Source organism: Streptococcus oralis subsp. oralis, assembly GCF_002096445.1.
GTDB classification, from domain to species: Bacteria; Bacillota; Bacilli; order Lactobacillales; family Streptococcaceae; genus Streptococcus; species Streptococcus oralis_N.
On sequence record NZ_NCUK01000012.1, the window covers coordinates 364,671 to 388,114 of the forward strand.

Consider the following 23,444-nt stretch of genomic DNA (forward strand, 5'->3'; position numbering starts at 1 on the left):
CAAGTGCAAGCTGGTCAGATTTGTGGTAAAATAGATAAGATATGACAAAAGAATTTCATCATGTAACGGTCTTGCTTCATGAAACGATTGATATGCTTGACGTAAAACCTGACGGTATCTACGTTGATGCGACTTTGGGCGGAGCAGGCCATAGCGAATATTTATTAAGTAAATTGAGCGAAAAAGGGCATCTCTATGCCTTTGACCAGGACCAGAATGCCATTGACAATGCGCACAAACGGTTGGCACCCTATATCGAAAAGGGGATGGTAACCTTTATCAAGGATAACTTCCGTCATTTGCAGGCACGTTTGCTGAAGGCTGGTGTCCAGGAAATTGATGGAATTTGTTATGACTTGGGAGTGTCCAGTCCTCAGCTAGATCAGCGTGAACGTGGCTTTTCTTATAAAAAGGATGCGCCACTGGATATGCGGATGAATCAGGAAGCTAGTCTGACGGCCTATGAGGTGGTCAATCATTATGACTATCATGACTTGGTTCGGATCTTTTTTAAGTATGGTGAGGATAAATTCTCTAAACAGATAGCTCGTAAGATTGAGCAAGCGCGTGAGGTGAAACCAATTGAGACAACGACGGAGTTGGCAGAGATTATCAAGTCAGCCAAGCCTGCCAAGGAGCTCAAGAAAAAGGGGCACCCTGCCAAGCAGATTTTTCAGGCTATCCGAATCGAAGTCAATGATGAACTGGGCGCTGCAGATGAATCCATCCAGCAGGCCATGGACATGCTGGCTTTAGATGGGAGAATCTCGGTCATTACCTTCCATTCGCTGGAAGACCGCTTGACCAAGCAATTATTCAAGGAAGCTTCAACAGTGGAAGTTCCCAAAGGCTTGCCCTTCATTCCAGATGACCTTAAGCCCAAGATGGAATTGGTCTCCCGCAAGCCAATCTTGCCAAGTGCTGAAGAGCTAGAAGCCAACAATCGTTCGCATTCAGCCAAGTTGCGCGTGGCTAGAAAAATTCACAAGTAAGAGGAAAAACATGGCAGAAAGAATCGAAAAAACAAGCCAGTTATTGCAAACGAAGTTTAAAGGTTTTTCACGTGTGGAAAAGGCCTTCTATGTTTCGATTGCTGCAACAATGATTATCCTGGCAATTAGCGTTGTGTTTATGCAGACCAAGCTATTACAAGTTCAGAATGAATTGACCAAGGTCAATGCTCAAATCGAAGAAAAGAAAACCGAGCTAGACGATGCCAAGCAAGAGGTCAATGAATTGATTCGTTCAGAACGTTTGAAAGAGATTGCAAACTCCAAGGATTTGCAGCTGAATAACGAAAATATCCGAGCAGCGGAGTAAGAAATGAAACAGTGGAAAGAAAAAATCATCCGTTATGCCGTTCGTAACCGTAAATCTCCAGAAGAAAATCGTCGAAGAGTAGGGAAAAGCCTGAGTTTATTGGCTGTCATACTCTTCGCTGTCTTTTTGGTCAACTTTGCGGTCATTATCGGAACGGGTAAAAAATTTGGTAAGGACTTGGTTCAAGAAGCAAAAAAGGTCCATCAAACAACCAAGACGATTCCTGCAAAACGGGGAACCATCTACGATCGTAATGGAACGCCTATTGCTGAGGATGCGACTTCGTATAATATCTATGCCGTTATTGACAAGTCCTACAAGTCAGCAACAGGCAAAATTCTCTATGTAGAAGATTCTCAATTTAATAAGGTAGCTGAGATTTTCCATAAATACCTAGATATGGAAGAGTCTTATGTCAAGGAACAGCTTTCTCAGCCAGATCTAAAACAGGTATCCTTTGGTACCAAGGGAAATGGGATCACCTATGCCAATATGATGGCTATTAAAAATGACCTCAAAACTGCTGGCGTTGAGGGAGTGGACTTTACAACTAGCCCTAACCGTAGTTATCCCAATGGACAATTTGCTTCTTCCTTTATCGGTTTAGCGCAACTCCATGAAAATGAGGATGGCACCAAACGTTTGATTGGGACATCTGGATTGGAGAGTTCTTTAAATAACATTCTGGCGGGTACAGATGGGATTATTACCTATGAGAAGGATCGTCTGGGAAATATTGTTCCGGGTACAGATCAGGCTTCCCAACAAACGGTAGATGGAAAGGATGTCTACACAACCCTTTCTAGTCCCTTACAATCCTTTATGGAAACCCAGATGGATGCCTTCCAGGAAAAGGTAAAAGGCAAGTATATGACGGCTACCTTGGTCAGCGCTAAGACAGGGGAAATCCTGGCTACAACTCAACGGCCGACCTTCAATGCAGATACCAAGGATGGCATCACAAAAGACTTTGTCTGGCGTGATATCCTCTATCAAAGTAACTATGAGCCAGGATCGACCATGAAGGTGATGATGTTGGCCTCAGCCATTGATAACAATACCTTCCCTGGTGGCGAATACTTTAACAGCAGTGAATTGAAAATAGCTGATGCGACCATTCGAGACTGGGACGTCAATGAAGGATTGACGAGTGGTGGCACTATGACCTTCTCTCAAGGATTTGCCCACTCAAGTAATATCGGGATGACCTTGCTTGAGCAAAAGATGGGGGATGCAACCTGGCTGGACTACCTTAACCGCTTTAAGTTTGGGGTGCCGACCCGTTTTGGTCTGGCAGATGAGTACACAGGTCAATTGCCTGCTGATAACATTGTCAATATTGCCATGAGTTCATTTGGACAAGGGATTTCTGTTACCCAGACCCAAATGCTTCGTGCTTTTACAGCTATTGCCAACGATGGGGTTATGTTGGAACCGAAATTTATCAGTGCCCTCTATGATCCAAATGACCAGTCTGTTCGTAAGTCTCAAAAGGAAATCGTCGGAAATCCTGTATCAAAAGCGGCAGCATCCTCTACTCGGGATCACATGGTCATGGTCGGAACAGATCCTGTCTATGGTACCATGTACAACCATAGCACAGGAAAACCAAATGTCAATGTTCCGGGGCAAAATGTTGCCCTGAAATCCGGGACTGCTCAGATTGCTGATGAGAAGAATGGGGGTTACCTGACAGGTGAAACCAACTATATCTTCTCTGTTGTGTCGATGCATCCTGCAGAAAATCCTGACTTTATCCTCTATGTGACGGTGCAACAGCCAGAGCATTATTCAGGCGTTCAGCTAGGAGAGTTTGCCAACCCAATCCTTGAGCGAGCTTCTGCCATGAAAGAATCCCTCAATCTTCAGTCAACTGCCAAGAGCTTGGATCAGGTCAGCAAGACGACAAGTTATGCCATGCCAGCTACCAAGGACTTTACGCCGGGTGACCTAGCAGAGGAATTGCGTCGTAACCTTGTCCAACCAATCGTTATCGGAACAGGAACTAAGATCAAGGAACTCTCGGTTTCTGAAGGAGATAATTTGGAAGCCAATCAGCAGATCTTGATCCTGTCAGATAAGGTCGAAGAAATGCCTGATATGTACGGCTGGACAGATGAAAATGTCCAAACATTTGCCAAATGGCTAAATATAGAAGTCGAGTGGGAAGGTAGTGGCAAAACGGTCAAGAAACAAAGTGTTCGTGCCAATACAGCCCTCAAAGACCTTAAAAAAATGAAAATAACTTTAGGAGATTAAGATGATTAGTTCCATTAGTGCTGGAGTTCTAGCCTTTCTATTGACCTTGATAGGTATTCCAGCCTTTATCCGATTTTATCGAAAAGCACAGATTACGGGACAGCAGATGCACGAGGACGTCAAGCAACACCAAGCTAAAGCTGGGACTCCAACCATGGGAGGTATTGTCTTCCTGATCGTTGCAGTTGTTGTGAGCTTCCTTGCCGCTCTCTTTACCCAACAATTGACCAACAATGTAGGCATGATTTTGTTTATCTTGGTTTTGTATGGTTTGGTAGGTTTTTTGGATGATTTCCTCAAGGTCTTTCGTAAGATTAACGAAGGCTTAAATCCCAAGCAAAAGCTTGCTCTCCAGCTGCTTGGAGGAGTGATTTTCTACCTCTTTTATGAGCGTGGTGGCGACATGCTTTCAGTCTTTGGCTACCAAGTACATCTGGGCATTTTCTATATTTTCTTTGCCCTTTTCTGGCTAGTTGGCTTTTCAAATGCGGTGAATCTGACGGACGGGATCGACGGCTTAGCAAGTATTTCAGTGGTGATTAGCTTATCGGCCTACGGTGTGATTGCTTATATGCAAAATCAACTGGATATCCTTCTTGTGATTCTTGCCATGATTGGTGGTTTATTAGGTTTCTTCGTCTTTAACCACAAGCCTGCCAAGGTCTTCATGGGAGATGTGGGAAGTTTGGCACTAGGTGGGATGCTGGCAGCGATTTCTATGGCCCTCCACCAAGAATGGACCCTTTTACTGATTGGGATTATCTATGTCTTTGAGACAAGCTCTGTTATGATGCAGGTTACCTACTTCAAACTCAGTGGTGGAAAACGTATTTTCCGTATGACACCTGTGCATCACCATTTCGAGCTTGGAGGATTCTCAGGCAAGGGCAATCCTTGGAGCGAGTGGAAGGTTGACTTCTTCTTTTGGGGAGTTGGGCTTCTAGCAAGTCTCTTGACCCTAGCTGTTTTATACCTGCTGTAAACATAACTTTTGATTACAAAATAAAACAGGATGAAGGTGATCTTCATCCTGTTTTTGTGTGTTTAAAGGTTAGTTGGAGTCATCCTTTCTTCCTTTTAACATAAAAGTGGCTGTAAGGGCTAGGCTGAGTCCTGCTATGAAGAGGAGTGGGTTGGACGCTTCTCCTGTTGCTGGAAGTTCTTCTTTAGAAGAATGATTTCCAGTTTTAGCAAGGTTCGGACTAGCTGAAAGTTGTTCAGCCTCGTGTGCCAAGGTTTCTGTATCTGAAGCACTTGGTTTTTCCTCAGCGTTAGAGCTTGTTCCAGTAGCTTGATAGACGACAGCATAGGTACTGAAATGACTAGTGATGAATTCTGCCTTTCCTTCTCTAACGTCGAAATCAAGGGCTCGCAACTCCTTGGTCGGAGTAATATAGTAGACCTTTTCTACGTTAGTTGAAATAGGCAAGCGAACCAAGACAGAGCCTTTTGGCTGCAAGCTATGATCGGTTGGATTTTTAAGCTGTAGGTCGTAAGCATCATAGGTCTTGCCAAAGAGTTCCTGAGCTAGGATACGTCGGCTAGAGATGTGAGAAATTCCTTCTAAGTCACTGACTCCACCAATAATTTCCACTCCGGTTTCCTTATCTTTTAAGACTCGAACTGGATAATCAGGAAGGGTAAGGGTTGGAGCGGCCTGATCTCCGCTGGTTCCGATAGGTTTGGTGTATTCAGGTTTTTCAACAGTAGGAGTTTCCTCTTGACCTGCTGTTCCGATAGATTCGGTGTATTCAGGCTTATCTACAGTAGGAGGCTCTTCTTGTCCTACGGTCCCGATAGGATAGGTGTATTCAGGCTTATCTACAGTAGGAGGCTCTTCTTGCCCCGCCGTTCCGATAGATTCGGTGTATTCAGGCTTTTCTACAGTGGGTGGCACTTCTTGCCCTGCAGTCCCGATAGGTTTAGTGTATTCAGGAATTTCAACAGTAGGAGCTGGTTCCTCTCCCTTGCTTGTGGTTGGCTGACTCTCGTCAACCCTTTTCTCATCCTTTTTAGTAAAGACGGCTACGACAGGGCTACTTGTGGTATTTCCTTGAATGCTATAAGCTTCAATGGCATTTCCAGCTTTGCGATTGGTTTCTTCAGGGATTGGGATTTGAACTTGATTGTCTTGGATTGATAGGATAGTCTGATCTCCACTTGTAACTAGATGTGTATCATCCACCTTGCGCAAGACTAGAGGATCTTTGACACCTGGGAAGGTCACTGCGATGGCTTCCCAATCTCCAGCTGGTAGGCTTAAGGAAATTTCTTTGTCATTTTCCTTAAGAGGCGCGATGCTCGGGCTATCTATACCAACAGCAGGGGCTTTGATGATATCAAAGGAGTCTAGAGAGATTTTCTTGCGACCTTCTGGCGAATCTGGGTCAACTTGTAATGTCAGGGTGTGCGGACCGTTAGTAAGGTTTGTAAATTCGCCAATAAAGGCTCTCTTTTCGGTCGCACCTGAAGTGTAGAAGTCTAGACTTGGCATTTCTTTGCCATCTAGTGTAACACGTGCTCGTCCAAGGGCAAGGCTCTTCAAGCCATAAATACGAATGCCCGTCCCTGTAAAGGAAATAGTTGCCTGAGCTTCTGAAGCTGCACTAGAGTCGCTGTTGTTGATGTCAGCGTATTTTTCCGTACCACCGTAGAGTTCAGGGTCAGACCAGTCCTTAAACTGGGAACCATATTGGATGCGCGAATCACGATCATCCATTTTTTCGATCGTGTTGCCTGCTCCTGCTAGGATCTTGAAGTAGTCTAATGAAATTTTCGAGCGCTCACTACCACGTCCTTTGTGCTCACGTTTAACACGAAGAGTCAATGTGTGAGGTCCGTCAGACAATCCTGAGAAGCGACCGATGAGACTACCTTTTTCAGTTGCTCCAGCAGTATGGAAGTCAAGCTCCCCGACCTCTTTGCCATCAATTTTAGCAGTGGCAAGACCTAGTTCAGATGATTTCAGTCCATAGATTTCGATACCAACGCCAGTGAAAGGAATGGTGGCAGTGAGATCTTCGTCTGTGTAGTCTCCTTTTGAAAGGTCAGCAAATTTCTCTGTTCCTCCAAATAATTCTGAGTCTGCCCAGTTTCCAAAGGCAGCTCCGTACTGGATGCGGCTATCTCGGTCGTCCATCAACTCGCTATAGGTTTCGACAGTGGCCTGTTCAGACACTTGTGTGGCAAGATCGCCCAGCATAGCCTTTACAGTATAAGTATAGGCATGTTGAGGATTGAGTGATCGGTCAATAAAGTGGGTTTGATTGGTTACAAATTCTCTGGTCGCAGAGGTTTGGCCAGTTTCGTCTTTCACTTGTCTTTGGATGACATAGTGGGTAGCGCCTTCTACTTGGTTGAAGGTAAGTTCGGCAGTGACTCCATTTTGTCGAACTGCTGTCAGACTGGTCACACGGCCAGGGAAATGTTCAAAGGTAATGACGTCACCTTTTTGCGTTGCAAGCTGGATACGATTATCTTTAAGAATCGTTGCCTTGACTGGTTTGCCATTGACCTTGATTTGGCTAGCTTCGATATTTGGATAATCTACAACCAGGTCTCCACCGACATTTGAAAGGAAGGACAAGCTTTGCAGGTTTTTATCTTTCCACTTCATGCTGACTTCAAAGTTACCACGGGCAACCAAGCCAGAAACTTGACCGTCTTTCCATGCATCTGGAAGGGCTGGCAATGGTGCAATATAGCCAGTGTGTGATTGGAGAAGCATTTCTGCCATCCCACTAGTTGCCCCAAAGTTTCCGTCGATTTGGAAAGGCGCGTGGGTATCCCAAAGGTTTTCTAGGGTTGAATACTTGAGCTGTTCAGCAAGCAAGCGATGGGCACGGTTACCGTCCAGCAAACGAGCCCAGAGATTGATTTTATTGGCCTTAGACCAACCAGTCCCACCATCTCCACGGTGGTTCAAGGTAGCACGCGCAGCTTCTAGGTATTCGGCTTGGTCCTTGCTAAAGAGTGTACCTGGGAAGAGACCAACTAGATGGGAAACGTGGCGGTGGTGATTTTCAATCCCTTCATTTGTGAATTGGGGACTGTCTTCTTCGTACCATTCCTTGATACGGCCTTCATTGTTGATGTGAAGGGGTTTTAGTTTGTCAAATTTAGCCTTGACCTCTGTGACTAAGTCTTGGTCGACATTCAGATGGTTGGCGACTTCCATGTAGTCGTGGAATAACTGCCAGACTAGCGATTGGTCAAAGGTATTTCCGATGGTGATGGTCCCGTGTTCTGGCGAGTAGGATGGGGAAGACACCCAACGGTCGCTTTCTTTGTCGTAGTGCAAGAAGGAGTTCCAGAACTTAGCTGTTTCCTTGAGCATTGGATAAATCTTTTCTTTGAGATAGGTCTCATCCTTGGTAAATTTATAATAGTCATAGACATTCTGCATCATCCAAGCGTTGGCTGCTGGCGACCAACCCCAATAGTAATTCCAACCCGGAGTAGTCCAGCCAAATGGTGTTGCCTGGGTGTGGACCAGCCAACCATTTTCTTGTCCATCTTTGGATGCGATACCAGCGTATTCCTTAGCAGCGATACGGCCATAGTAACGCATATCGTCAATGTAATTGATCATTGGCTTGGCTGTTTCAGCAAGGTTGCTCATGTAGGCTGGCCAATAGTTCATTTGCAAATTGACATTGAGGTGGTAGTCAGCGTTCCAAGGTGGATTGTCTACGGCATTCCAGACTCCTTGGAGGTTGGCAGGAAGGGCATCTGTCCGATCACGAGACGAACTGATGAGTAGATATCGGCCGTATTGGAAGAAGAGTTCTTCCAATTTTTGCCCTTTTTCTGGTTTATAGCCTTGAAGAGCCTCTTTTGTCGTTTGAGCAGTCTTGTTTCCGCCTAGATTTAGTTTAACGCGGTTAAAGAGTCTTTGATAGTCCTTGATATGGGCCTTTTTAAGTGTTTCGTAGTCTTTGACCTTAGCTGCTTCGACAATCCCTTTAACTGTTTTTTCGAGGTCAATGTCTTTTCGATAGTTGGTTTTAGGATTTTGAGCAAAGTTTGTTTTGGCGCTGAGGTAGAGGGTTGCATAACTTGCGCCTGTAACGGTTAGTGTCTCATTCTGAACAGTAACTGTTCCATCCGTTTTAATTCCTAGATAGGATGCAAATTTGAGGCCGTTATCTTTAACAGTTCCCTTTAGAAGGATTCCGTTTGCATCTGTAGTGACATGACCATTCTTATAGTTGGAATATTCCCAAGAGTAGTTGCCATTAGCAAGCAAGTCTTCTGTCAAACTGTTCCAAAGGGTAAAGTCAAGTGTCTTGTTTCCTTTTTTGGTCAAGTGGGTTACAGTGACATCATCAGGATAGCTGGAGAAGGTTTCGCGTTTGAAAGTCGTCCCATCTTGGGTGTAAGAAGTGGTCGTAGTGGCTTCAGTGATGTCTAGATTACGGTGATAATCAGTTACAGTATCTAGTCCTTTCTTCTGGTTATTAAAGACCATGAAGATATCTCCAAAGGCTAGGTAACGTCCATATTGGGCGTTGTTTGGTCCAACTAGATTTTGTTCAGCTAGCTGTTTAGCTTTTTGGCGGTCACCAGCTTCAAGGGCTTTACGTATCTCTGCTAAGACCTTGTAACGATCCTTGTAGTTTCCTCCATTATAGTCGGTGCTATCGGGTTGTGGTCCTCCTGACCAGAGGGTCTTTTCGTTGTACTGGATTCTCTCTTCCCCAATGAGACCGAAAACCTTGGCTCCCATCTCTCCATTTCCGACAGGAAGGGCTTGTTTTTCCCATCCATCATAGGCGGGAGCTGTTGGCTGATCGTAGTTGAGTTGATAGTTTTCTTGCTTTGTCACTGGCTGATCTGCTTTTTCAGGTTCCTTATTTTCTTTAGCTTCTACAATGGCTTCTTCACTAGCTTGACTATTTGTCTTTTGAGTCTCCTCAGCTAGCTTGCTTTCGGAAACTACTGGACTCTCGGCTAGAGACGGTTTTGTAGTTTCAGTCGCTTCACCTGCTTTGGGTTCACTATCAGGCTTAGTGACAGCTTCGACAGAGGTTGGTTCAGTCTGCTTGACCTCAACACTGTCTGCGGCTACAGTGTGGTTGACTAGAAAAACGGCCCCCAGCAAAACAGAAGCAGTCCCAACCGTCAGCTTGCGGATGCTATAGCGACAGGATTTCTCCCAAAAGTGTTTTTTCATAAAACCCTCCTTCATTTATTAGAAACCGCTTACATTTTGTAAGACAAATCCCTATATTTTTGTTTCTATTTACCTCCCATTCTACTGGTCATCTAGCATTTGTCAAGAGGTTTTTGGTGAAAAACATATTTGAGATTGCTTTTTCTTAAAAAAGTAGAAGAAAGAGAGGAAAGGGTGGAATTATTCGTAATTTTATAGTTCATTCTGATTGTAAGACTAGCTTAGAATTAGCTTACCCCCCTCCCTGAAAGCGTAAAACAAACTAGTCAGGAAAGTCACTTTATGGTATAATATAGAAGACTCAAAAAGAAACAGGAGAAAAAGAATGGATTTACTTTTAGCAATTATCTTGATTGTGCTAGCTTTTCTAGGAGGAGCTCTTGGAGGTATGTATTTGGTTCGTAAGCAAATCGAAAAAGAATTTGCGGACAACCCACGTTTGAATGCTGAGGCAGTTCGTGCTCTTTTGAGCGCAAATGGTCAAAAACCAAGCGAAGCCAAGGTACAACAAGTTTACCACCAAATCATCCGCCAACAAAAAGCAGCCCTTGCTAACAATAAAAAGAAATAAATAGGAAAAGTCTGGGATGAAAGTTCCAGACTTCTCACTATGTTCAATAGTTCTCAAGGATAAGACTTTTTCCTTGCATTCTATTGATATTTGATTATGATTAAAAGAGAGGCAGATGACATTCTATCAAGCTGTCGGTTAGTTCCTTCAGGACAAGGAATCATAATGAACTATCAATCAGAAAAAAGACTAGAAAAAAGACTAGAAAAAAACTAGAAAGAAGACTGTATGGATAATCGACCAATTGGTTTTTTGGATTCAGGTGTCGGGGGCTTGACTGTTGTTCGTGAGCTCATGCGCCAGCTTCCCCATGAAGAAATCGTCTATATTGGAGATTCGGCACGGGCGCCTTATGGTCCCCGTCCTGCTGAGCAAATTCGTGAATATACTTGGCAGTTGGTCAACTTTCTCTTGACCAAGGATGTCAAAATGATTGTCATTGCTTGTAATACTGCGACTGCGGTCGTCTGGGAAGAAATCAAGGCCCAACTAGATATTCCTGTCCTAGGTGTGATTTTGCCAGGAGCTTCGGCAGCTATCAAGTCCAGTCAAGGTGGGAAAATCGGGGTGATTGGAACTCCCATGACGGTACAATCAGACATCTATCGTCAGAAAATTCATGATTTGGATCCAGACTTACAGGTGGAGAGTTTGGCCTGCCCCAAGTTTGCTCCCTTGGTGGAGTCTGGTGCCCTGTCGACCAGTGTAACCAAGAAAGTGGTTTATGAAACCCTGCGTCCCTTGGTTGGAAAGGTGGATAGTTTGATTTTGGGTTGTACCCATTACCCACTCCTTCGCCCTATCATCCAGAATGTCATGGGACCAGATGTAAAACTTATCGATAGTGGAGCAGAGTGTGTACGGGACATCTCGGTCTTGCTCAATTATTTTGAAATCAATCGTAGCCGGGATGCTAACCCGCTTCAGCACCGATTTTACACAACAGCTAGTAGCCAGAGTTTTGCTCAGATTGGAGCAGAATGGCTGGAAAAAGAGATTCATGTGGAGCATGTAACTTTATGACAAACAAAATTTATGAATACAAGGATGACCAGGACTGGTATGTCGGTGTCTGGGATGTCTATGGAGGCATCTACAGTCTCATCAAAGATCCTCTCGAGCTTGATTTTATGGATTTAGCGCGGATTTTTCGTGACGAAGAAAATGGCTTTCCGATTACGATAACGGTGATGCGCTGGTCTTCTAACTTTCGTCTGCTCTCCTTTATCGTTGAGATTTTAAATGCAGAAGCAGACCGCAATCTAGAAGTCATCCAACGTCAGGGAGCCCTACTCTTGGTTGAAGATGGGCAGCTTTTGCATGTTGAATTGCCTAAAGAAGGAGTCAATGTAGAAGCCTTCTTTGAAACTAGCAGGGTCAGAGAAACTCTGCTCATTGCGACTCGTAACGAGGGCAAGACCAAGGAATTCCGAGCTATCTTTGACAAACTAGGCTATGATGTGGAAAATCTCAATGACTACCCAGATCTACCTGAAGTAGCAGAAACAGGCATGACCTTTGAAGAAAATGCCCGCCTGAAGGCAGAAACCATTTCCCAATTAACAGGAAAGATGGTTTTGGCAGATGACTCAGGTCTCAAAGTCGATGTCCTTGGCGGTTTGCCAGGAGTCTGGTCAGCGCGATTCGCTGGTGTAGGAGCAACTGACCGTGAAAACAACGCCAAACTCTTGCACGAATTGGCCATGGTCTTTGATCTCAAGGACCGTTCGGCTCAATTCCACACAACCCTAGTCGTAGCTAGTCCAAACAAGGAAAGCTTGGTGGTTGAAGCTGACTGGCCAGGTTATATCAACTTTGAACCCAAGGGTGAAAATGGCTTTGGTTATGATCCCCTCTTCCTTGTGGGAGAGACAGGTAAGTCAGCAGCCGAATTGACCCTTGAAGAAAAAAATAGCCAATCTCACCGTGCCTTAGCCGTTAAGAAACTTTTGGAGGTATTTCCATCATGGCAAAGCAAACCATCATTGTAATGAGTGACTCCCACGGAGATAGCTTGATTGTGGAAGAAATTCGTGATCGCTATCTGGGGAAAGTCGATGCCATTTTTCACGATGGTGACTCTGAACTCCGTCCAGACTCTCCGCTCTGGGAAGGCATCCATGTCGTCAAAGGAAATATGGACTTTTATGCTGGTTATCCAGAACGTTTGGTGACTCAACTTGGTCCAACCAAGATCATCCAGACGCATGGACACTTGTTTGACATCAATTTCAACTTTCAAAAGTTGGACTACTGGGCTCAGGAAGAAGATGCCGATATCTGTCTCTATGGTCACTTGCATGTGCCAAATGCTTGGATGGAAGGCAAAACACTCTTTTTAAATCCAGGCTCCATCAGCCAACCAAGAGGAACCATCAGAGAATGCCTCTATGCCCGTGTGGAAATTGATGACAGCTATTTCAAAGTAGACTTTTTGACACGTGATCATGAGGTTTATCCAGGCTTGTCCAAGGAGTTTTCTCGATGATTGCCAAGGAATTTGAAGCATTTTTACTGGAGCAGGAAGAGACTTTTCTTACCCCTGCTGAGAATCTAGCAGCCTTGATTGATACCCATAACGCTGACCATGCAATTTTGGTATTGAGCCAAATCACCTATACCCGTATCCCTGTTGTGACCTTTGACAAACGCTTTGTTGGAACCATTGGGCTGAGAGACATTTTGGCTTATCAAATGGAGCAAGGTTTGACGGATGAGCAGATGGCAACGACAGACATCGTCAATATGACCAAGACAAATGTGGCAGTCGTCGCTCCAGACTATAACATCACTGAAGTCCTCCATAAACTGGTGGATGAACCCTTCTTGCCAGTCGTAGATGGTGAAGGAATTTTCCAAGGAATCATCACGCGCAAGTCCATCCTCAAGGCCGTTAATGCCCTCTTGCATGACTTTAGTAAGGAATATGAGATTCGATGCAAATGAGAGATAGGATTTCAGCCTTTTTAGAGGAAAAACAGGACTTGTCTGCCAATTCCAAGCAGTCCTATAAGTATGATCTGGAGCAATTTTTAGACATTGTGGGTGAGCGGATCTCTGAGACCAGTCTTAAGATTTACCAAGGCCAGCTAGCCAATCTAAAAATCAGTGCCCAGAAGCGAAAACTTTCGGCCTGTAACCAATTTCTCTACTTTCTCTATCGAAAAGGAGAAGTGGACAGCTTTTACCGTCTGGAATTAGCCAAACAAGCTGAAAAGAAGACTGAAAAGCCAGAGATTCTAAATTTAGACTCTTTTTGGCAGGAAAGTAATTATCCAGAAGGACGCTTGCTGGCGCTTCTTATCTTGGAAATGGGCTTGCTGCCGAGTGAGATTTTAGCTCTCAAGGTTGCAGATATCAATCTGGATTTTCAAGTGTTGAGAATCAGCAAGGCTTCCCAACAGAGGATTGTCACCATACCCACGATCTTGATTCCAGAGCTAGAACCCTTGATGGGGCAGACCTATCTCTTTGAAAGGGCAGGGAAAGCCTATTCTCGTCAGTGGGCCTTTCGTCAGCTGGAGTCCTTTGTCAAGGAGAAAGGTTTCCCAGAACTATCCGCTCAAGCCTTGCGGGAACAGTTCATTCTAAGACAAATAGAAAACAAGGTCGATTTGTACGAAATTGCAAAAAAACTAGGATTAAAAACAGTCCTGACCTTAGAAAAATATAGATAATGGATATTAAATTAAAAGATTTTGAAGGGCCCCTGGACCTGCTCTTGCACTTGGTTTCTAAGTACCAGATGGATATTTACGATGTGCCCATTACGGAAGTTATCGAGCAGTATCTAGCCTATGTCTCAACTCTGCAGGCCATGCGTCTGGAAGTAACGGGCGAGTATATGGTTATGGCCAGTCAGCTCATGCTGATCAAGAGTCGCAAGCTCTTGCCAAAGGTAGCTGAAGTGACAGACTTGGAGGATGACCTAGAGCAGGATCTTCTCTCTCAAATCGAAGAATACCGCAAGTTCAAGCTCTTGGGTGAGCACTTGGAGGCTAGGCACCAAGATCGAGCCCAGTACTATTCCAAAGCGCCAACAGAGTTGATTTACGAGGATGCGGAGCTTGTGCATGACAAGACGACCATTGACCTCTTTTTGGCTTTTTCAAATATCCTAGCCAAGAAAAAAGAGGAATTCGCACAGAATCACACGACCATCTTGCGGGATGAGTATAAGATTGAGGACATGATGGTCATCGTAAAAGAGTCCTTGACTGGACAAGACCAGTTGCGCTTACAGGATTTGTTCAAGGAAGCCCAGAATGTTCAAGAGGTTATTACCCTCTTTTTGGCAACCCTAGAGTTAATCAAAACTCAGGAATTGATCCTCGTGCAAGAGGAGAGTTTCGGAGATATCTATCTCATGGAAAAGAAGGAAGAAAGTCAAGAGGCACAAAGCTAGACTTGATAGAGAGGAAAGATGAGTACTTTAGCAGAAATAGAAGCGCTCTTGTTTGTAGCAGGTGAAGATGGGATTCGGGTTCGTCAGTTGGCTGAACTCCTCTCACTTCCACCGACAGGCATCCAACAGAGTTTAGAAAAATTAGCCCAGAAGTATGAAAAAGACCAAGATTCGAGCTTGTCTCTGATTGAGACAGGCGGAGCTTACAGATTGGTCACCAAGCCTCAATTTGCAGCGATTTTGAAGGAATACTCCAAGGCACCCATCAACCAAAGTTTGTCTCGGGCTGCTCTTGAAACCTTGTCCATCATTGCCTACAAGCAACCGATTACGCGGATAGAAATTGATGCTATTCGTGGGGTCAATTCTAGTGGAGCTCTAGCTAAGCTACAAGCTTTTGAATTGATAAGAGAAGATGGGAAAAAAGAAGTGTTGGGTCGCCCTAATCTCTATGTGACTACGGATTATTTTCTAGATTACATGGGGATTAACCATTTAGAAGAATTACCAGTGATTGATGAGCTTGAGATTCAAACCCAAGAAAGCCAATTATTTGGTGAAAGGATAGAAGAAGATGAGAATCAATAAATATATTGCCCACGCAGGTGTGGCCAGTAGGAGAAAAGCAGAAGAGTTGATCAAGCAAGGCTTGGTGACGGTTAACGGACAGGTAGTGCGTGAACTCGCAACCACCATCAAGTCAGGTGACAAGGTCGAAGTGGAAGGTCAACCTATCTACAACGAAGAAAAGGTTTACTATCTGCTTAATAAACCACGTGGAGTGATTTCCAGTGTGACAGATGACAAGGGCCGCAAGACTGTTGTCGACCTCTTGCCAAATGTTAAAGAACGAATTTACCCAGTTGGACGTTTGGACTGGGATACATCAGGTGTCTTGATTTTAACCAATGATGGGGACTTTACGGATGAAATGATTCACCCCCGTAATGAGATTGACAAGGTCTATGTCGCGCGTGTTAAAGGTGTGGCCAACAAGGACAATCTCCGTCCCTTGACCCGCGGCCTAGAGATTGATGGCAAGAAAACCAAGCCAGCTGTTTATGAAATTCTCAAAGTGGATCCAGTTAAAAATCGCTCAGTAGTGCAGTTGACTATCCATGAAGGACGCAACCATCAGGTTAAAAAGATGTTTGAAGCCGTCGGTCTTCAAGTGGACAAGTTGTCACGGACACGTTTTGGACACTTAGACTTGACAGGTCTTCGTCCAGGAGAATCCCGTCGCCTTAATAAAAAAGAAATCAGCCAACTACACACTATGGCTGTAACCAAGAAATAATGAAACGAATCTTAATAGCGCCAGTACGCTTTTACCAACGTTTTATCTCACCGGCCTTTCCACCCTCTTGTCGCTTTGAGCCGACTTGTTCCAACTACATGATTCAGGCTATTGAAAAACATGGCTTCAAGGGTGTTCTGATGGGCTTGGCTCGGATTTTACGTTGCCACCCCTGGTCGCCAATAGGAAAAGACCCCGTCCCAGACCACTTTTCCCTCAGACGAAATCAAGAAAAAAAATAACCCAACATCACCTGATGTTGGGTTTTCTTGTTTATTTCAAAGCTTTTTGAGCGTCTTCAATCATGAGTTTAGTTGATTCAAGTCCGCCTCCGCTTAGATACCAGAGGTCTGGTGTTAGTTGGATGATTTTACCATTTTTAGCGGCAGGAGTTTCAGCGATGAGGGCATTTTCTAGGACGCCATCGTTGCTTGAGTTGTCCCCACCAATGGCAAGGGTACGGTTGATGACAAAGAGGATGTCAGGATTGATTTCTTTGACACTTTCAAAGCTGACTTCTTGTCCGTGGCGAGAGTCTTCAAATTGAGTGTCTGTTGGCTTGAATTTCAAGGTTTGGTACAAGAAAGAGAAACGAGATTGGGCACCAAAGGCAGCCATTTTTCCTTCATTGAGGAGGATAGCAAGGGCTTTTTTGTCAGAACTTTCGTTTTTAGCAGCGACTTCCTGGATGCTCTTGTCTAGGTTGGCTAATTCTTCGTTGGCTTTCTGTGTACCAGTTTCGCCAAAGGCGCTTGCAAGGGATTCGATGTTGGTCTTGGTAGAAGTCCAGTAGTCGTCCTTACTTGCTTGGAAGAGCACGGTTGGAGCGATTTCTTTGAACTTGTCTACGAATTTTTGGGTACGTGGAGAAGCGATAATCAAATCCGGCTCAAGAGCAGCAATGGCTTCTAGGTCTGGTTCAACCATGGAACCCACATTGTTGACATTTCCTGTAAGATCTTTTAGGTAAGTCGGAACAGTTTTTGTAGGCATTCCGACGATATTCTTTTCAAAACCTAAAGCACGAATAGTATCCGCAGCACCGAGGTCAAAGGTCACAATCTTTTCAGGAACCTTTGAAAGTTTGACCTCATCTAGTGAACTTTTAATGGTTATCTCTGTTGGAGCAGAGCTACTTGTCTCTGTCTGGCTAGTGCTTGAGTTTGTATTTGTACTACAAGCACCAAGTAAGAGCAAGAAGCTGGCAGCTAGGGCAGTGAGATAAAGTTTAAGGGATGTTTTCATGATTTCTCCTTTTTAAAATATAGTAACGATTTAGGGAGTCTCTTAGATAGGATTGTTAGCTAAGAGACAGAGGATTCTCTAACATGAGTTCAGAATAGTTAGCTATAGATACAGATCTTTTTGCCATTGATATCAGCCAGCGTGATGGGAATCTCATAGAGTTGACTGAGCAGGTCAGCCTGCATGATTTGAGCAGTCGTTCCCTTGCAAAAGACTTGACCGTCCTTGAAGGCAACAATTTCATCCGCATATTGGCTAGCCATGTTGATATCGTGGAGGACGATGATAATGGTTTTGCCAAGTTCCTCCACCAGTCGCCGAAGAATCTGCATCATGCTGACACTTTGCTTGATATCGAGATTGTTGAGCGGTTCGTCTAGCAAGATAAAGTCTGTATCCTGGGCCAGTACCATAGCGATAAAGACACGTTGAAGCTGTCCTCCAGACAGACTATCGATATAGCGGTCTTTTAAGCTTGTCAGTTCCAGATAGTCCAGAGTTTCTCGGATTTTTCCCCAGTCTTCTGCTCTCAGTCGACCACGGCTGTAGGGAAAACGTCCAAAGCTGACCAATTCTTCAACAGTCAATTTGGCTTGATAATTAATTTTCTGCTTTAGGATGGTGAGTTCTTTGGCTAGTTCTTGCGAATTCCAACTCTCAATTTCACGCCCTTTGATACTGAGGATTCCCTGATCTTTCTTGGTCAGTCTGCTCATGATGGAGAGAAGGGTTGATTTTCCAGCACCATTTGGACCAATAAAAGCTGTCAGTTTCTGAGGACTGACTTCAAGGGAAATGTCTTGCAAAATATCCTGTTTTTGAATGGATTTGTCAATGTTTTCCAGTTTCACTGACGCGCCCTCCTGTAAAGTAAGATAAAGAATAAGAGACCACCCACACTCTCGATGACCATGCTGATGCGAATTTCCAGCGCAAAGACTCGTTCGATGAGGGCTTGCCCCAAGGTTAAGCTAATAAATCCAATTAGAATGGCTACGATAAAGAGCAACTTGTGTCGATAATCTTTGACGATTAGGTAGGTAAGATTGGCCAGCATAAAGCCGAAGAAGGCCATAGGCCCTACCAAGGCAGTGGCTGTTGAGGTCAAGAGCACGATGCCCCAGAGGAGTTCTCTCTGTTCTTTTTCAACATCGAGTCCAAGTATCTGAGCCGTTTCTCTTTGCAGGTGCAATACATCCAGAACGACTGCTTTTCGAAAGAAAAAGATTGTCAAGGCGAGGATGATCAGAGAACTGATGGCTAGGATGGAAGTGTTGAGATGCTGAAAGGAGGCAAAGAGACTGTTTTGCAGTTTATCGTATTCATTTGGATCCATCAGAACTTGTAGGAAGGTACTGATATTTCGAAAGAGACTTCCGAGCGCTAGACAGATTAGCAGAATGAAGACCAGATCTTGTTTCATCAGCGTCTTCAAGTAGCCTTGTAAGGCGAGAAAGAAGAGGGATTGAAGCAGAAGCAAGACTAGAAATTCTAAGATAGGAGACTTCCCAAGCTGTAGAAATTTGCTTTCAAATATCAGTAGCAGAGTCTGAAGCAAGACATAGAAGGATTCGATTCCCAAAATACTTGGCGTCAGAAAGCGATTTTCCGTCAGGGTTTGAAAACTAATGGTCGAAATCCCTGTCGCGATGGCTACCAAGAGATAAACGATGATTTTTTGGGAACGCAGCTTCCAGGCAAAGACAGACAGGTTAGTGATAGGCCAAAAGTAGAGGAGACAAGCTCCGATGGCCAGGATAATGAGAAGGCTGAAGAGTTTGGTATGTTTGCTTTTAAACTGCATCCTTTTGTCCTCCTCTCCAGAGAAGTAGGATAAAGACGAGGCTACCGATGATTCCAAGTAGGAGACTGACAGACAGCTCATAGGGCCGAATCAAGACTCGAGAGAGGATATCGCAGGCCAAAACCAGATTGGCACCGACCAGAGCAACCATGAGTTTGGTTTGACTCAGATTATCTCCATAGCGCTTGCGAACAAGATTGGGAACGATGACCCCGAGAAATGGCAAGGCACCCACGGTAATCATGGTGACACTTGTCGTTAGTGCCACTAGAAAAAGGGCCAGTTTTTCAAGTAGAGAGTAAGAAATCCCCAAACTTTCACTAGTTTCCTTGCCCAGATTCATGATGGTGAAGGTTTGGGATAATTTCCAAACGGCTATCAGGATAATGAGGCCTAAGAAGAGCCACTCATACTGATGGGTCTGAATCATGGAGAAGGAACCCTGGGTCCAAGCCGTCATACTCTGAACCAGATTGAAACGATAGGCGATAACTTCTGTGATAGAACCGATAATCCCACTATAGATGATCCCAATCAAGGGCAACATCCACCTTTCCTTTACAGAAAAAATAGTCATAAAGGCTAGGAAGAAGAGAGTAAATAAGATGGAAGAGCCAAAAGCAAAGATCATCTTTTGGGTCAGACTCGCAGACGGAAAGACAAAGAGGCTTAACACCATTCCCAGTTTGGCAGCTTCTGTCGTTCCGACTGTACTCGGAGCAGCAAACTGATTTTGGGTAATGGTCTGCATGAGGAGTCCTGCCATGCTCATACTAGAGGCTGCAAGGAGAATACTGATGGTTCTTGGAAGACGCGACTCTTGAAAGAGAAGCCAGGTCTGTTGGTCAAAAGCAAAGAATTTTTCCCAAGAAAAATCACTGGTTCCAATGGTAATGGAGAGAAAGACCAGGAGTAGAAGTAAGCCTGTTAAAATATGAGAGAGTTTCATGCCCCGACCTTTCCTGTAGATTTGGTATAAAAATACCCTTGGAGATAATGTAACACGATTTCTTTAATCTGTCAATAAATTTTCTGACAATTTAATGTAAAAAGAAAGAAAAATTCCTGAAATAACATCTGACCGTCTCTTTTATTGGAAAACTGAGTAAAAACCAATCTACCTTCCCACTATCCTTCTCCTATAAAAAGTGGTAAAATGGAGGACAGAAAGAAGGAACTGATATGACAACATTATTTTCAAAAATCAAAGAAGTAACAGAATTTGCTGCGATCTCAGGTCATGAAGCGCCTGTCCGGACTTATCTTCGTGAGAAGTTGACACCGCACGTGGATGAAGTGGTGACAGATGGCTTGGGTGGTATTTTCGGTATCAAGCATTCAGAAGCTACTGATGCACCACGCGTCTTGGTCGCTTCTCACATGGACGAAGTTGGTTTTATGGTCAGCGAGATTAAGCCAGATGGTACCTTCCGTGTCGTTGAAATCGGTGGCTGGAATCCTATGGTAGTCAGCAGCCAACGCTTTAAACTCTTTACTCGTGACGGTCGTGAAATTCCTGTGATTTCAGGCTCTGTTCCGCCACATTTGACACGTGGAACAGGTGGACCAACTATGCCAGCAATTTCAGATATCATTTTTGATGGTGGGTTTGCAGACAAGGCTGAGGCAGAAAGCTTTGGTATCCGTCCGGGTGACACCATTGTCCCTGATAGTTCCGCTATCTTGACAGCCAATGAAAAAAATATCATCTCAAAAGCTTGGGACAACCGCTATGGTGTCCTCATGGTAAGCGAGCTAGCAGAAGCCTTGTCAGGTCAAAAACTCGGAAATGAACTCTATCTTGGCTCGAACGTCCAAGAAGAGGTTGGTCTGCGTGGTGCTCATACATCTACAACCAAGTTTGACCCAGAAGTCTTTCTAGCCGTTGACTGTTCACCTGCTGGTGATGTTTACGGTGGTCAAGGCAAGATTGGGGATGGAACTTTGATTCGTTTCTATGATCCAGGTCACTTGCTCCTCCCAGGTATGAAGGATTTCCTTTTGACAACGGCTGAAGAAGCTGGCATCAAGTACCAATACTACTGTGGAAAAGGTGGAACGGATGCAGGTGCAGCTCATCTAAAAAATGGCGGTGTCCCATCTACAACTATCGGTGTCTGCGCTCGTTATATCCACTCTCACCAAACCCTCTACGCGATGGAAGACTTCCTAGAAGCCCAAGCTTTCTTACAAGCCTTGGTAAAAAAATTGGATCGCTCAACGGTTGATTTGATTAAACATTATTAAACAAAAGGGAGGTGTCGGATGGCAGAACCAAACCTAGAAAGCCTTATAAAAGATCTCTACAACCATGCTCGTCAGGGTTTGAGTGAAGATTTAGTTGCTGCTCTCCTAGAGACTGCTAAAAAACTACCAACTACAAATGAGCAATTACTAGCAGTCCGACTCTCAGGACTGGTCACCCGTGAATTGCTCATCAATCCCAAACACCCAGCACCTGAGTTGATCAACTTGGCGCGCTTTATCAAAAGAGAAGAAGCCAAGTACAGGGGCACTGCAGTTTCTGCTGTCATGTTTGGAGAACTCTTTAAAATGCTTTGATTCCATTGTGAATCAAAGCATTTTTTATATGTCAGAAAAAACATTTTTGATGAGGAGACGAAAAAAGCCATCCCATTCAGGATAGCTTTTAGGTACTTAGATTTGTTCAGCGATGACCTTTTCAGCTAGGTTCATAGCATGGTCAGACACACGAGTGTAGTGGGAAATGATGTCGATAAAGTTGACTCCAGCTTGTGTAGAACACTCACCCTTGTTAAGGCGTTTGATGTGGGTCTTTCTGAGAACACGTTCCATATTGTTGATTTCTTTATGGCGTTCAATCAGACTTTGAGCTTTTTCAATATCATTGTTTTCCACACTATCAAGGGCATCTTTGATAAATGCAGTTGTTGCTTGATAAATCTCAGCTAATTCCTCTAAAGCAGCATCAGAAAATTGAACATTCTTACGTTGGAGGTAGTCTGTTAGGTTGAGCAAGCCTTCTGCGTGGTCCCCAATCCGTTCCAAATCACGAGACGAATCCAGGATGTTAGTCAAGACTTCGCTTTCCTTTTGACTCAAGGATTCGCTTGAGAGTCTGATGAGGTAACGAGTGAGTTTTTCATCGATGGTGTTGATAGCTTCCTCTGTCTTGTGCCCTTTTTCAGCTACCTTTTCATCCAAACCGATGATATAGGTATAAGAAAGGTCAAAAGCTTTGGCTGCATAGTTCCCCAAGTGCAAGAGTTCTTTTTTGGCATTTCCTAGAGCGATAGAAGGAGATTGCTGGATAAGTTGCTCATCGAGATAGAGGGGCTCGTACTTGACAACCTCGTCTTCACCAGGGATGAGCTTGGTTACAAAGTAGGCTAAGGCTCCGATGAACGGAAATTGTACAATGGTGTTACTTACGTTAAAGGCACCGTGAGAGAAGGCGATGGTCATCTCAGGTGAGAGGTGAAGGAGTGCCTGGAAGTACTCGATCATAGCAGTAAAGGGGCCTAATAGGATTAAGCAAAGAATAGTTCCTAAAACGTTAAAGGTAACGTGGGTTGCCGCAACGCGCTTTGCAGAGACATTGGCTCCAGCTGCGGCAATGATAACGGTTAAGGTTGTCCCGATATTATCCCCGAAGAGAACTGGTAGCGAACCTTTAAGGTCAAGGAACCCACCTGCATAGAGGCCTTGCAAAATCCCGATTGTAGCCGAGGAAGCCTGGATGAGGACGGTAATCACTGCACCAGCTACTACTCCTAAAATAGGATTTTGTCCCAAGGTTACCATATATTCCTTGAATTGTGGTAAATCTTTAAGCGGACTCATACCGGCACTGATGAGATTAAGGGCGTAAAAGATTCCCCCGACACCAAACAGGATGCGCCCGATATTGTTTGCTGTTCTGTTTTTTGTAAAGAAGAGGAACATAGTCCCAAGGAAAATCAAGGGTAAAGCATACTCACCAAGCTTGAAACCGATGATAAAGGAAGTAACGGTGGTTCCAATATTGGCTCCCATGATAATTCCGATAGCCTGTCTAAGAGTGAGAAGACTAGCACTGACCAGCCCAACCGTGATAACTGTAACCCCTGTACTTGACTGAATCAGGGCAGTCACGACAATCCCGACTAGAACACCTAAAAAGGGATTGCTAGTGTACTTGTCAATGTAAAAACGAAGGCGATCTCCAGCAGCTTGTTGCAAACCGTCTCCCATGGTCTTAATACTGTACAAAAACAGTCCTAGACCTCCTAAAAAGTGAAATAAAATTTCCTGCCAATTAATGGACATTTCTTTTTCCTCCGGAAAATAATAACGGAATTTCTCCTATTCTATTTTAAAGGATAAAAGTAAATCTCACAAGTGTTT

Annotated in this window: 22 protein-coding genes; 16 read left to right on the forward strand and 6 right to left on the reverse strand. The window is 44.3% G+C overall.

The features are described 5' to 3' along the window. Positions 1 to 41: 41 nt before the first annotated feature. Genes rsmH through mraY form a run of 4 tightly spaced genes read left to right on the forward strand, consistent with a single transcriptional unit; the run spans position 42 to position 4,561 of the window. Positions 42 to 992: a 16S rRNA (cytosine(1402)-N(4))-methyltransferase RsmH gene (gene rsmH / locus B7721_RS02980; RefSeq protein ID WP_084877431.1), complete on the forward strand. Its 951-nt coding sequence runs from the start codon at positions 42 to 44 to the stop codon at positions 990 to 992. A gap of 10 nt (positions 993 to 1,002) precedes the next feature. Then, positions 1,003 to 1,320, forward strand: coding sequence for a cell division protein FtsL (gene ftsL, locus B7721_RS02985; RefSeq protein WP_000840795.1), 318 nt, complete (start codon positions 1,003 to 1,005; stop codon positions 1,318 to 1,320). A gap of 3 nt (positions 1,321 to 1,323) precedes the next feature. Beyond that, positions 1,324 to 3,579, forward strand: coding sequence for a penicillin-binding protein PBP2X (gene pbp2x, locus B7721_RS02990; protein WP_084877433.1), 2,256 nt, complete (start codon positions 1,324 to 1,326; stop codon positions 3,577 to 3,579). Position 3,580: 1 nt separating this feature from the next. Beyond that, on the forward strand, positions 3,581 to 4,561 hold the full coding sequence (gene mraY, locus B7721_RS02995; RefSeq protein ID WP_084877434.1) for a phospho-N-acetylmuramoyl-pentapeptide-transferase: 981 nt from the start codon (positions 3,581 to 3,583) through the stop codon (positions 4,559 to 4,561). Positions 4,562 to 4,630: 69 nt separating this feature from the next. Here the strand turns inward: mraY and B7721_RS03000 are convergent, their stop codons facing one another. Then, the gene (locus B7721_RS03000) at positions 4,631 to 9,754 is read right to left on the reverse strand and encodes an SIALI-17 repeat-containing surface protein (RefSeq protein WP_084877435.1); all 5,124 of its coding nucleotides are present in this window, start codon (positions 9,752 to 9,754) and stop codon (positions 4,631 to 4,633) included. A gap of 325 nt (positions 9,755 to 10,079) precedes the next feature. On the opposite strand from B7721_RS03000, the gene B7721_RS03005 reads away from it, so the two are divergent. The 10 genes from B7721_RS03005 (at position 10,080) to yidD (ending at position 16,269) form a co-directional block, all read left to right on the forward strand. Next, entirely contained in the window at positions 10,080 to 10,325 is a 246-nt protein-coding gene (locus B7721_RS03005) for a YneF family protein (protein ID WP_000364980.1), read from the forward strand. 228 nt (positions 10,326 to 10,553) lie between these two features. Beyond that, a complete protein-coding gene (gene racE, locus B7721_RS03010) occupies positions 10,554 to 11,348 on the forward strand; it encodes a glutamate racemase (RefSeq protein WP_084877437.1) in 795 nt (264 codons plus the stop codon). Continuing rightward, a complete protein-coding gene (locus B7721_RS03015) occupies positions 11,345 to 12,316 on the forward strand; it encodes a nucleoside-triphosphate diphosphatase (RefSeq protein WP_084877439.1) in 972 nt (323 codons plus the stop codon). Before racE ends, B7721_RS03015 begins: the two co-directional genes overlap by 4 nt. Then, positions 12,292 to 12,813 carry a metallophosphoesterase gene (locus B7721_RS03020; protein WP_084877440.1) on the forward strand — a complete coding sequence of 174 codons (522 nt, stop codon included), beginning with the start codon at positions 12,292 to 12,294 and terminating at the stop codon, positions 12,811 to 12,813. The genes B7721_RS03015 and B7721_RS03020 overlap by 25 nt, the downstream gene beginning before the upstream one ends. After that, on the forward strand, positions 12,810 to 13,271 hold the full coding sequence (cbpB, locus tag B7721_RS03025; RefSeq protein ID WP_084877442.1) for a cyclic-di-AMP-binding protein CbpB: 462 nt from the start codon (positions 12,810 to 12,812) through the stop codon (positions 13,269 to 13,271). Before B7721_RS03020 ends, cbpB begins: the two co-directional genes overlap by 4 nt. Further along, positions 13,268 to 14,002, forward strand: a complete 735-nt coding sequence (gene xerD, locus B7721_RS03030) for a site-specific tyrosine recombinase XerD (RefSeq protein WP_320410134.1) — start codon at positions 13,268 to 13,270, stop codon at positions 14,000 to 14,002. The genes cbpB and xerD overlap by 4 nt, the downstream gene beginning before the upstream one ends. Continuing rightward, entirely contained in the window at positions 14,002 to 14,730 is a 729-nt protein-coding gene (locus B7721_RS03035) for a segregation/condensation protein A (protein ID WP_065371389.1), read from the forward strand. Before xerD ends, B7721_RS03035 begins: the two co-directional genes overlap by 1 nt. Before the next feature lie 18 nt (positions 14,731 to 14,748). Beyond that, positions 14,749 to 15,318, forward strand: a complete 570-nt coding sequence (gene scpB, locus B7721_RS03040) for an SMC-Scp complex subunit ScpB (protein ID WP_084877445.1) — start codon at positions 14,749 to 14,751, stop codon at positions 15,316 to 15,318. Beyond that, positions 15,305 to 16,027, forward strand: a complete 723-nt coding sequence (locus B7721_RS03045) for a pseudouridine synthase (RefSeq protein ID WP_001222228.1) — start codon at positions 15,305 to 15,307, stop codon at positions 16,025 to 16,027. The genes scpB and B7721_RS03045 overlap by 14 nt, the downstream gene beginning before the upstream one ends. After that, positions 16,027 to 16,269, forward strand: a complete 243-nt coding sequence (gene yidD / locus B7721_RS03050; RefSeq protein WP_000821631.1) for a membrane protein insertion efficiency factor YidD — start codon at positions 16,027 to 16,029, stop codon at positions 16,267 to 16,269. The genes B7721_RS03045 and yidD overlap by 1 nt, the downstream gene beginning before the upstream one ends. Positions 16,270 to 16,300: 31 nt before the next feature. Here the strand turns inward: yidD and B7721_RS03055 are convergent, their stop codons facing one another. The 4 genes from B7721_RS03055 to B7721_RS03070 all read right to left on the reverse strand — a co-directional run bounded on the left by B7721_RS03055 (position 16,301) and on the right by B7721_RS03070 (position 20,025). Next, positions 16,301 to 17,272, reverse strand: coding sequence for a siderophore ABC transporter substrate-binding protein (locus B7721_RS03055; protein ID WP_084877447.1), 972 nt, complete (start codon positions 17,270 to 17,272; stop codon positions 16,301 to 16,303). Positions 17,273 to 17,370: 98 nt separating this feature from the next. Beyond that, positions 17,371 to 18,123 carry an iron ABC transporter ATP-binding protein gene (locus B7721_RS03060; RefSeq protein WP_084877448.1) on the reverse strand — a complete coding sequence of 251 codons (753 nt, stop codon included), beginning with the start codon at positions 18,121 to 18,123 and terminating at the stop codon, positions 17,371 to 17,373. After that, positions 18,120 to 19,076 (reverse strand): iron chelate uptake ABC transporter family permease subunit, encoded by a 957-nt coding sequence (locus tag B7721_RS03065; protein WP_084877450.1) that lies wholly within the window; start codon positions 19,074 to 19,076, stop codon positions 18,120 to 18,122. The genes B7721_RS03060 and B7721_RS03065 overlap by 4 nt, the downstream gene beginning before the upstream one ends. Next, entirely contained in the window at positions 19,066 to 20,025 is a 960-nt protein-coding gene (locus B7721_RS03070; protein ID WP_084877451.1) for an ABC transporter permease, read from the reverse strand. Before B7721_RS03070 ends, B7721_RS03065 begins: the two co-directional genes overlap by 11 nt. 233 nt (positions 20,026 to 20,258) lie before the next feature. Between B7721_RS03070 and pepA the strand changes: the two genes are divergently transcribed. Both pepA and B7721_RS03080 read left to right on the forward strand, forming a co-directional pair. Next, positions 20,259 to 21,323 (forward strand): glutamyl aminopeptidase, encoded by a 1,065-nt coding sequence (gene pepA, locus B7721_RS03075; RefSeq protein WP_084877453.1) that lies wholly within the window; start codon positions 20,259 to 20,261, stop codon positions 21,321 to 21,323. A gap of 18 nt (positions 21,324 to 21,341) precedes the next feature. After that, on the forward strand, positions 21,342 to 21,638 hold the full coding sequence (locus tag B7721_RS03080; RefSeq protein ID WP_084877454.1) for a bacteriocin immunity protein: 297 nt from the start codon (positions 21,342 to 21,344) through the stop codon (positions 21,636 to 21,638). A gap of 96 nt (positions 21,639 to 21,734) precedes the next feature. On the opposite strand, the gene B7721_RS03085 is transcribed toward B7721_RS03080, so the two are convergent. Next, positions 21,735 to 23,366, reverse strand: coding sequence for a Na/Pi cotransporter family protein (locus B7721_RS03085; RefSeq protein WP_000026662.1), 1,632 nt, complete (start codon positions 23,364 to 23,366; stop codon positions 21,735 to 21,737). Positions 23,367 to 23,444 lie beyond the last annotated feature (78 nt).

Bases quoted from the DNA above. Each gene is read 5' to 3' on its own strand.
- rsmH (WP_084877431.1), top strand. From the start codon at position 42: ATGACAAAAGAATTTCATCATGTAACGGTCTTGCTTCATGAAACGATT.
- ftsL (WP_000840795.1), top strand. From the start codon at position 1,003: ATGGCAGAAAGAATCGAAAAAACAAGCCAGTTATTGCAAACGAAGTTT.
- pbp2x (WP_084877433.1), top strand. From the start codon at position 1,324: ATGAAACAGTGGAAAGAAAAAATCATCCGTTATGCCGTTCGTAACCGT.
- mraY (WP_084877434.1), top strand. From the start codon at position 3,581: ATGATTAGTTCCATTAGTGCTGGAGTTCTAGCCTTTCTATTGACCTTG.
- B7721_RS03000 (WP_084877435.1), bottom strand. From the start codon at position 9,754: ATGAAAAAACACTTTTGGGAGAAATCCTGTCGCTATAGCATCCGCAAG.
- B7721_RS03005 (WP_000364980.1), top strand. From the start codon at position 10,080: ATGGATTTACTTTTAGCAATTATCTTGATTGTGCTAGCTTTTCTAGGA.
- racE (WP_084877437.1), top strand. From the start codon at position 10,554: ATGGATAATCGACCAATTGGTTTTTTGGATTCAGGTGTCGGGGGCTTG.
- B7721_RS03015 (WP_084877439.1), top strand. From the start codon at position 11,345: ATGACAAACAAAATTTATGAATACAAGGATGACCAGGACTGGTATGTC.
- B7721_RS03020 (WP_084877440.1), top strand. From the start codon at position 12,292: ATGGCAAAGCAAACCATCATTGTAATGAGTGACTCCCACGGAGATAGC.
- cbpB (WP_084877442.1), top strand. From the start codon at position 12,810: ATGATTGCCAAGGAATTTGAAGCATTTTTACTGGAGCAGGAAGAGACT.
- xerD (WP_320410134.1), top strand. From the start codon at position 13,268: ATGAGAGATAGGATTTCAGCCTTTTTAGAGGAAAAACAGGACTTGTCT.
- B7721_RS03035 (WP_065371389.1), top strand. From the start codon at position 14,002: ATGGATATTAAATTAAAAGATTTTGAAGGGCCCCTGGACCTGCTCTTG.
- scpB (WP_084877445.1), top strand. From the start codon at position 14,749: ATGAGTACTTTAGCAGAAATAGAAGCGCTCTTGTTTGTAGCAGGTGAA.
- B7721_RS03045 (WP_001222228.1), top strand. From the start codon at position 15,305: ATGAGAATCAATAAATATATTGCCCACGCAGGTGTGGCCAGTAGGAGA.
- yidD (WP_000821631.1), top strand. From the start codon at position 16,027: ATGAAACGAATCTTAATAGCGCCAGTACGCTTTTACCAACGTTTTATC.
- B7721_RS03055 (WP_084877447.1), bottom strand. From the start codon at position 17,272: ATGAAAACATCCCTTAAACTTTATCTCACTGCCCTAGCTGCCAGCTTC.
- B7721_RS03065 (WP_084877450.1), bottom strand. From the start codon at position 19,076: ATGCAGTTTAAAAGCAAACATACCAAACTCTTCAGCCTTCTCATTATC.
- B7721_RS03070 (WP_084877451.1), bottom strand. From the start codon at position 20,025: ATGAAACTCTCTCATATTTTAACAGGCTTACTTCTACTCCTGGTCTTT.
- pepA (WP_084877453.1), top strand. From the start codon at position 20,259: ATGACAACATTATTTTCAAAAATCAAAGAAGTAACAGAATTTGCTGCG.
- B7721_RS03080 (WP_084877454.1), top strand. From the start codon at position 21,342: ATGGCAGAACCAAACCTAGAAAGCCTTATAAAAGATCTCTACAACCAT.
- B7721_RS03085 (WP_000026662.1), bottom strand. From the start codon at position 23,366: ATGTCCATTAATTGGCAGGAAATTTTATTTCACTTTTTAGGAGGTCTA.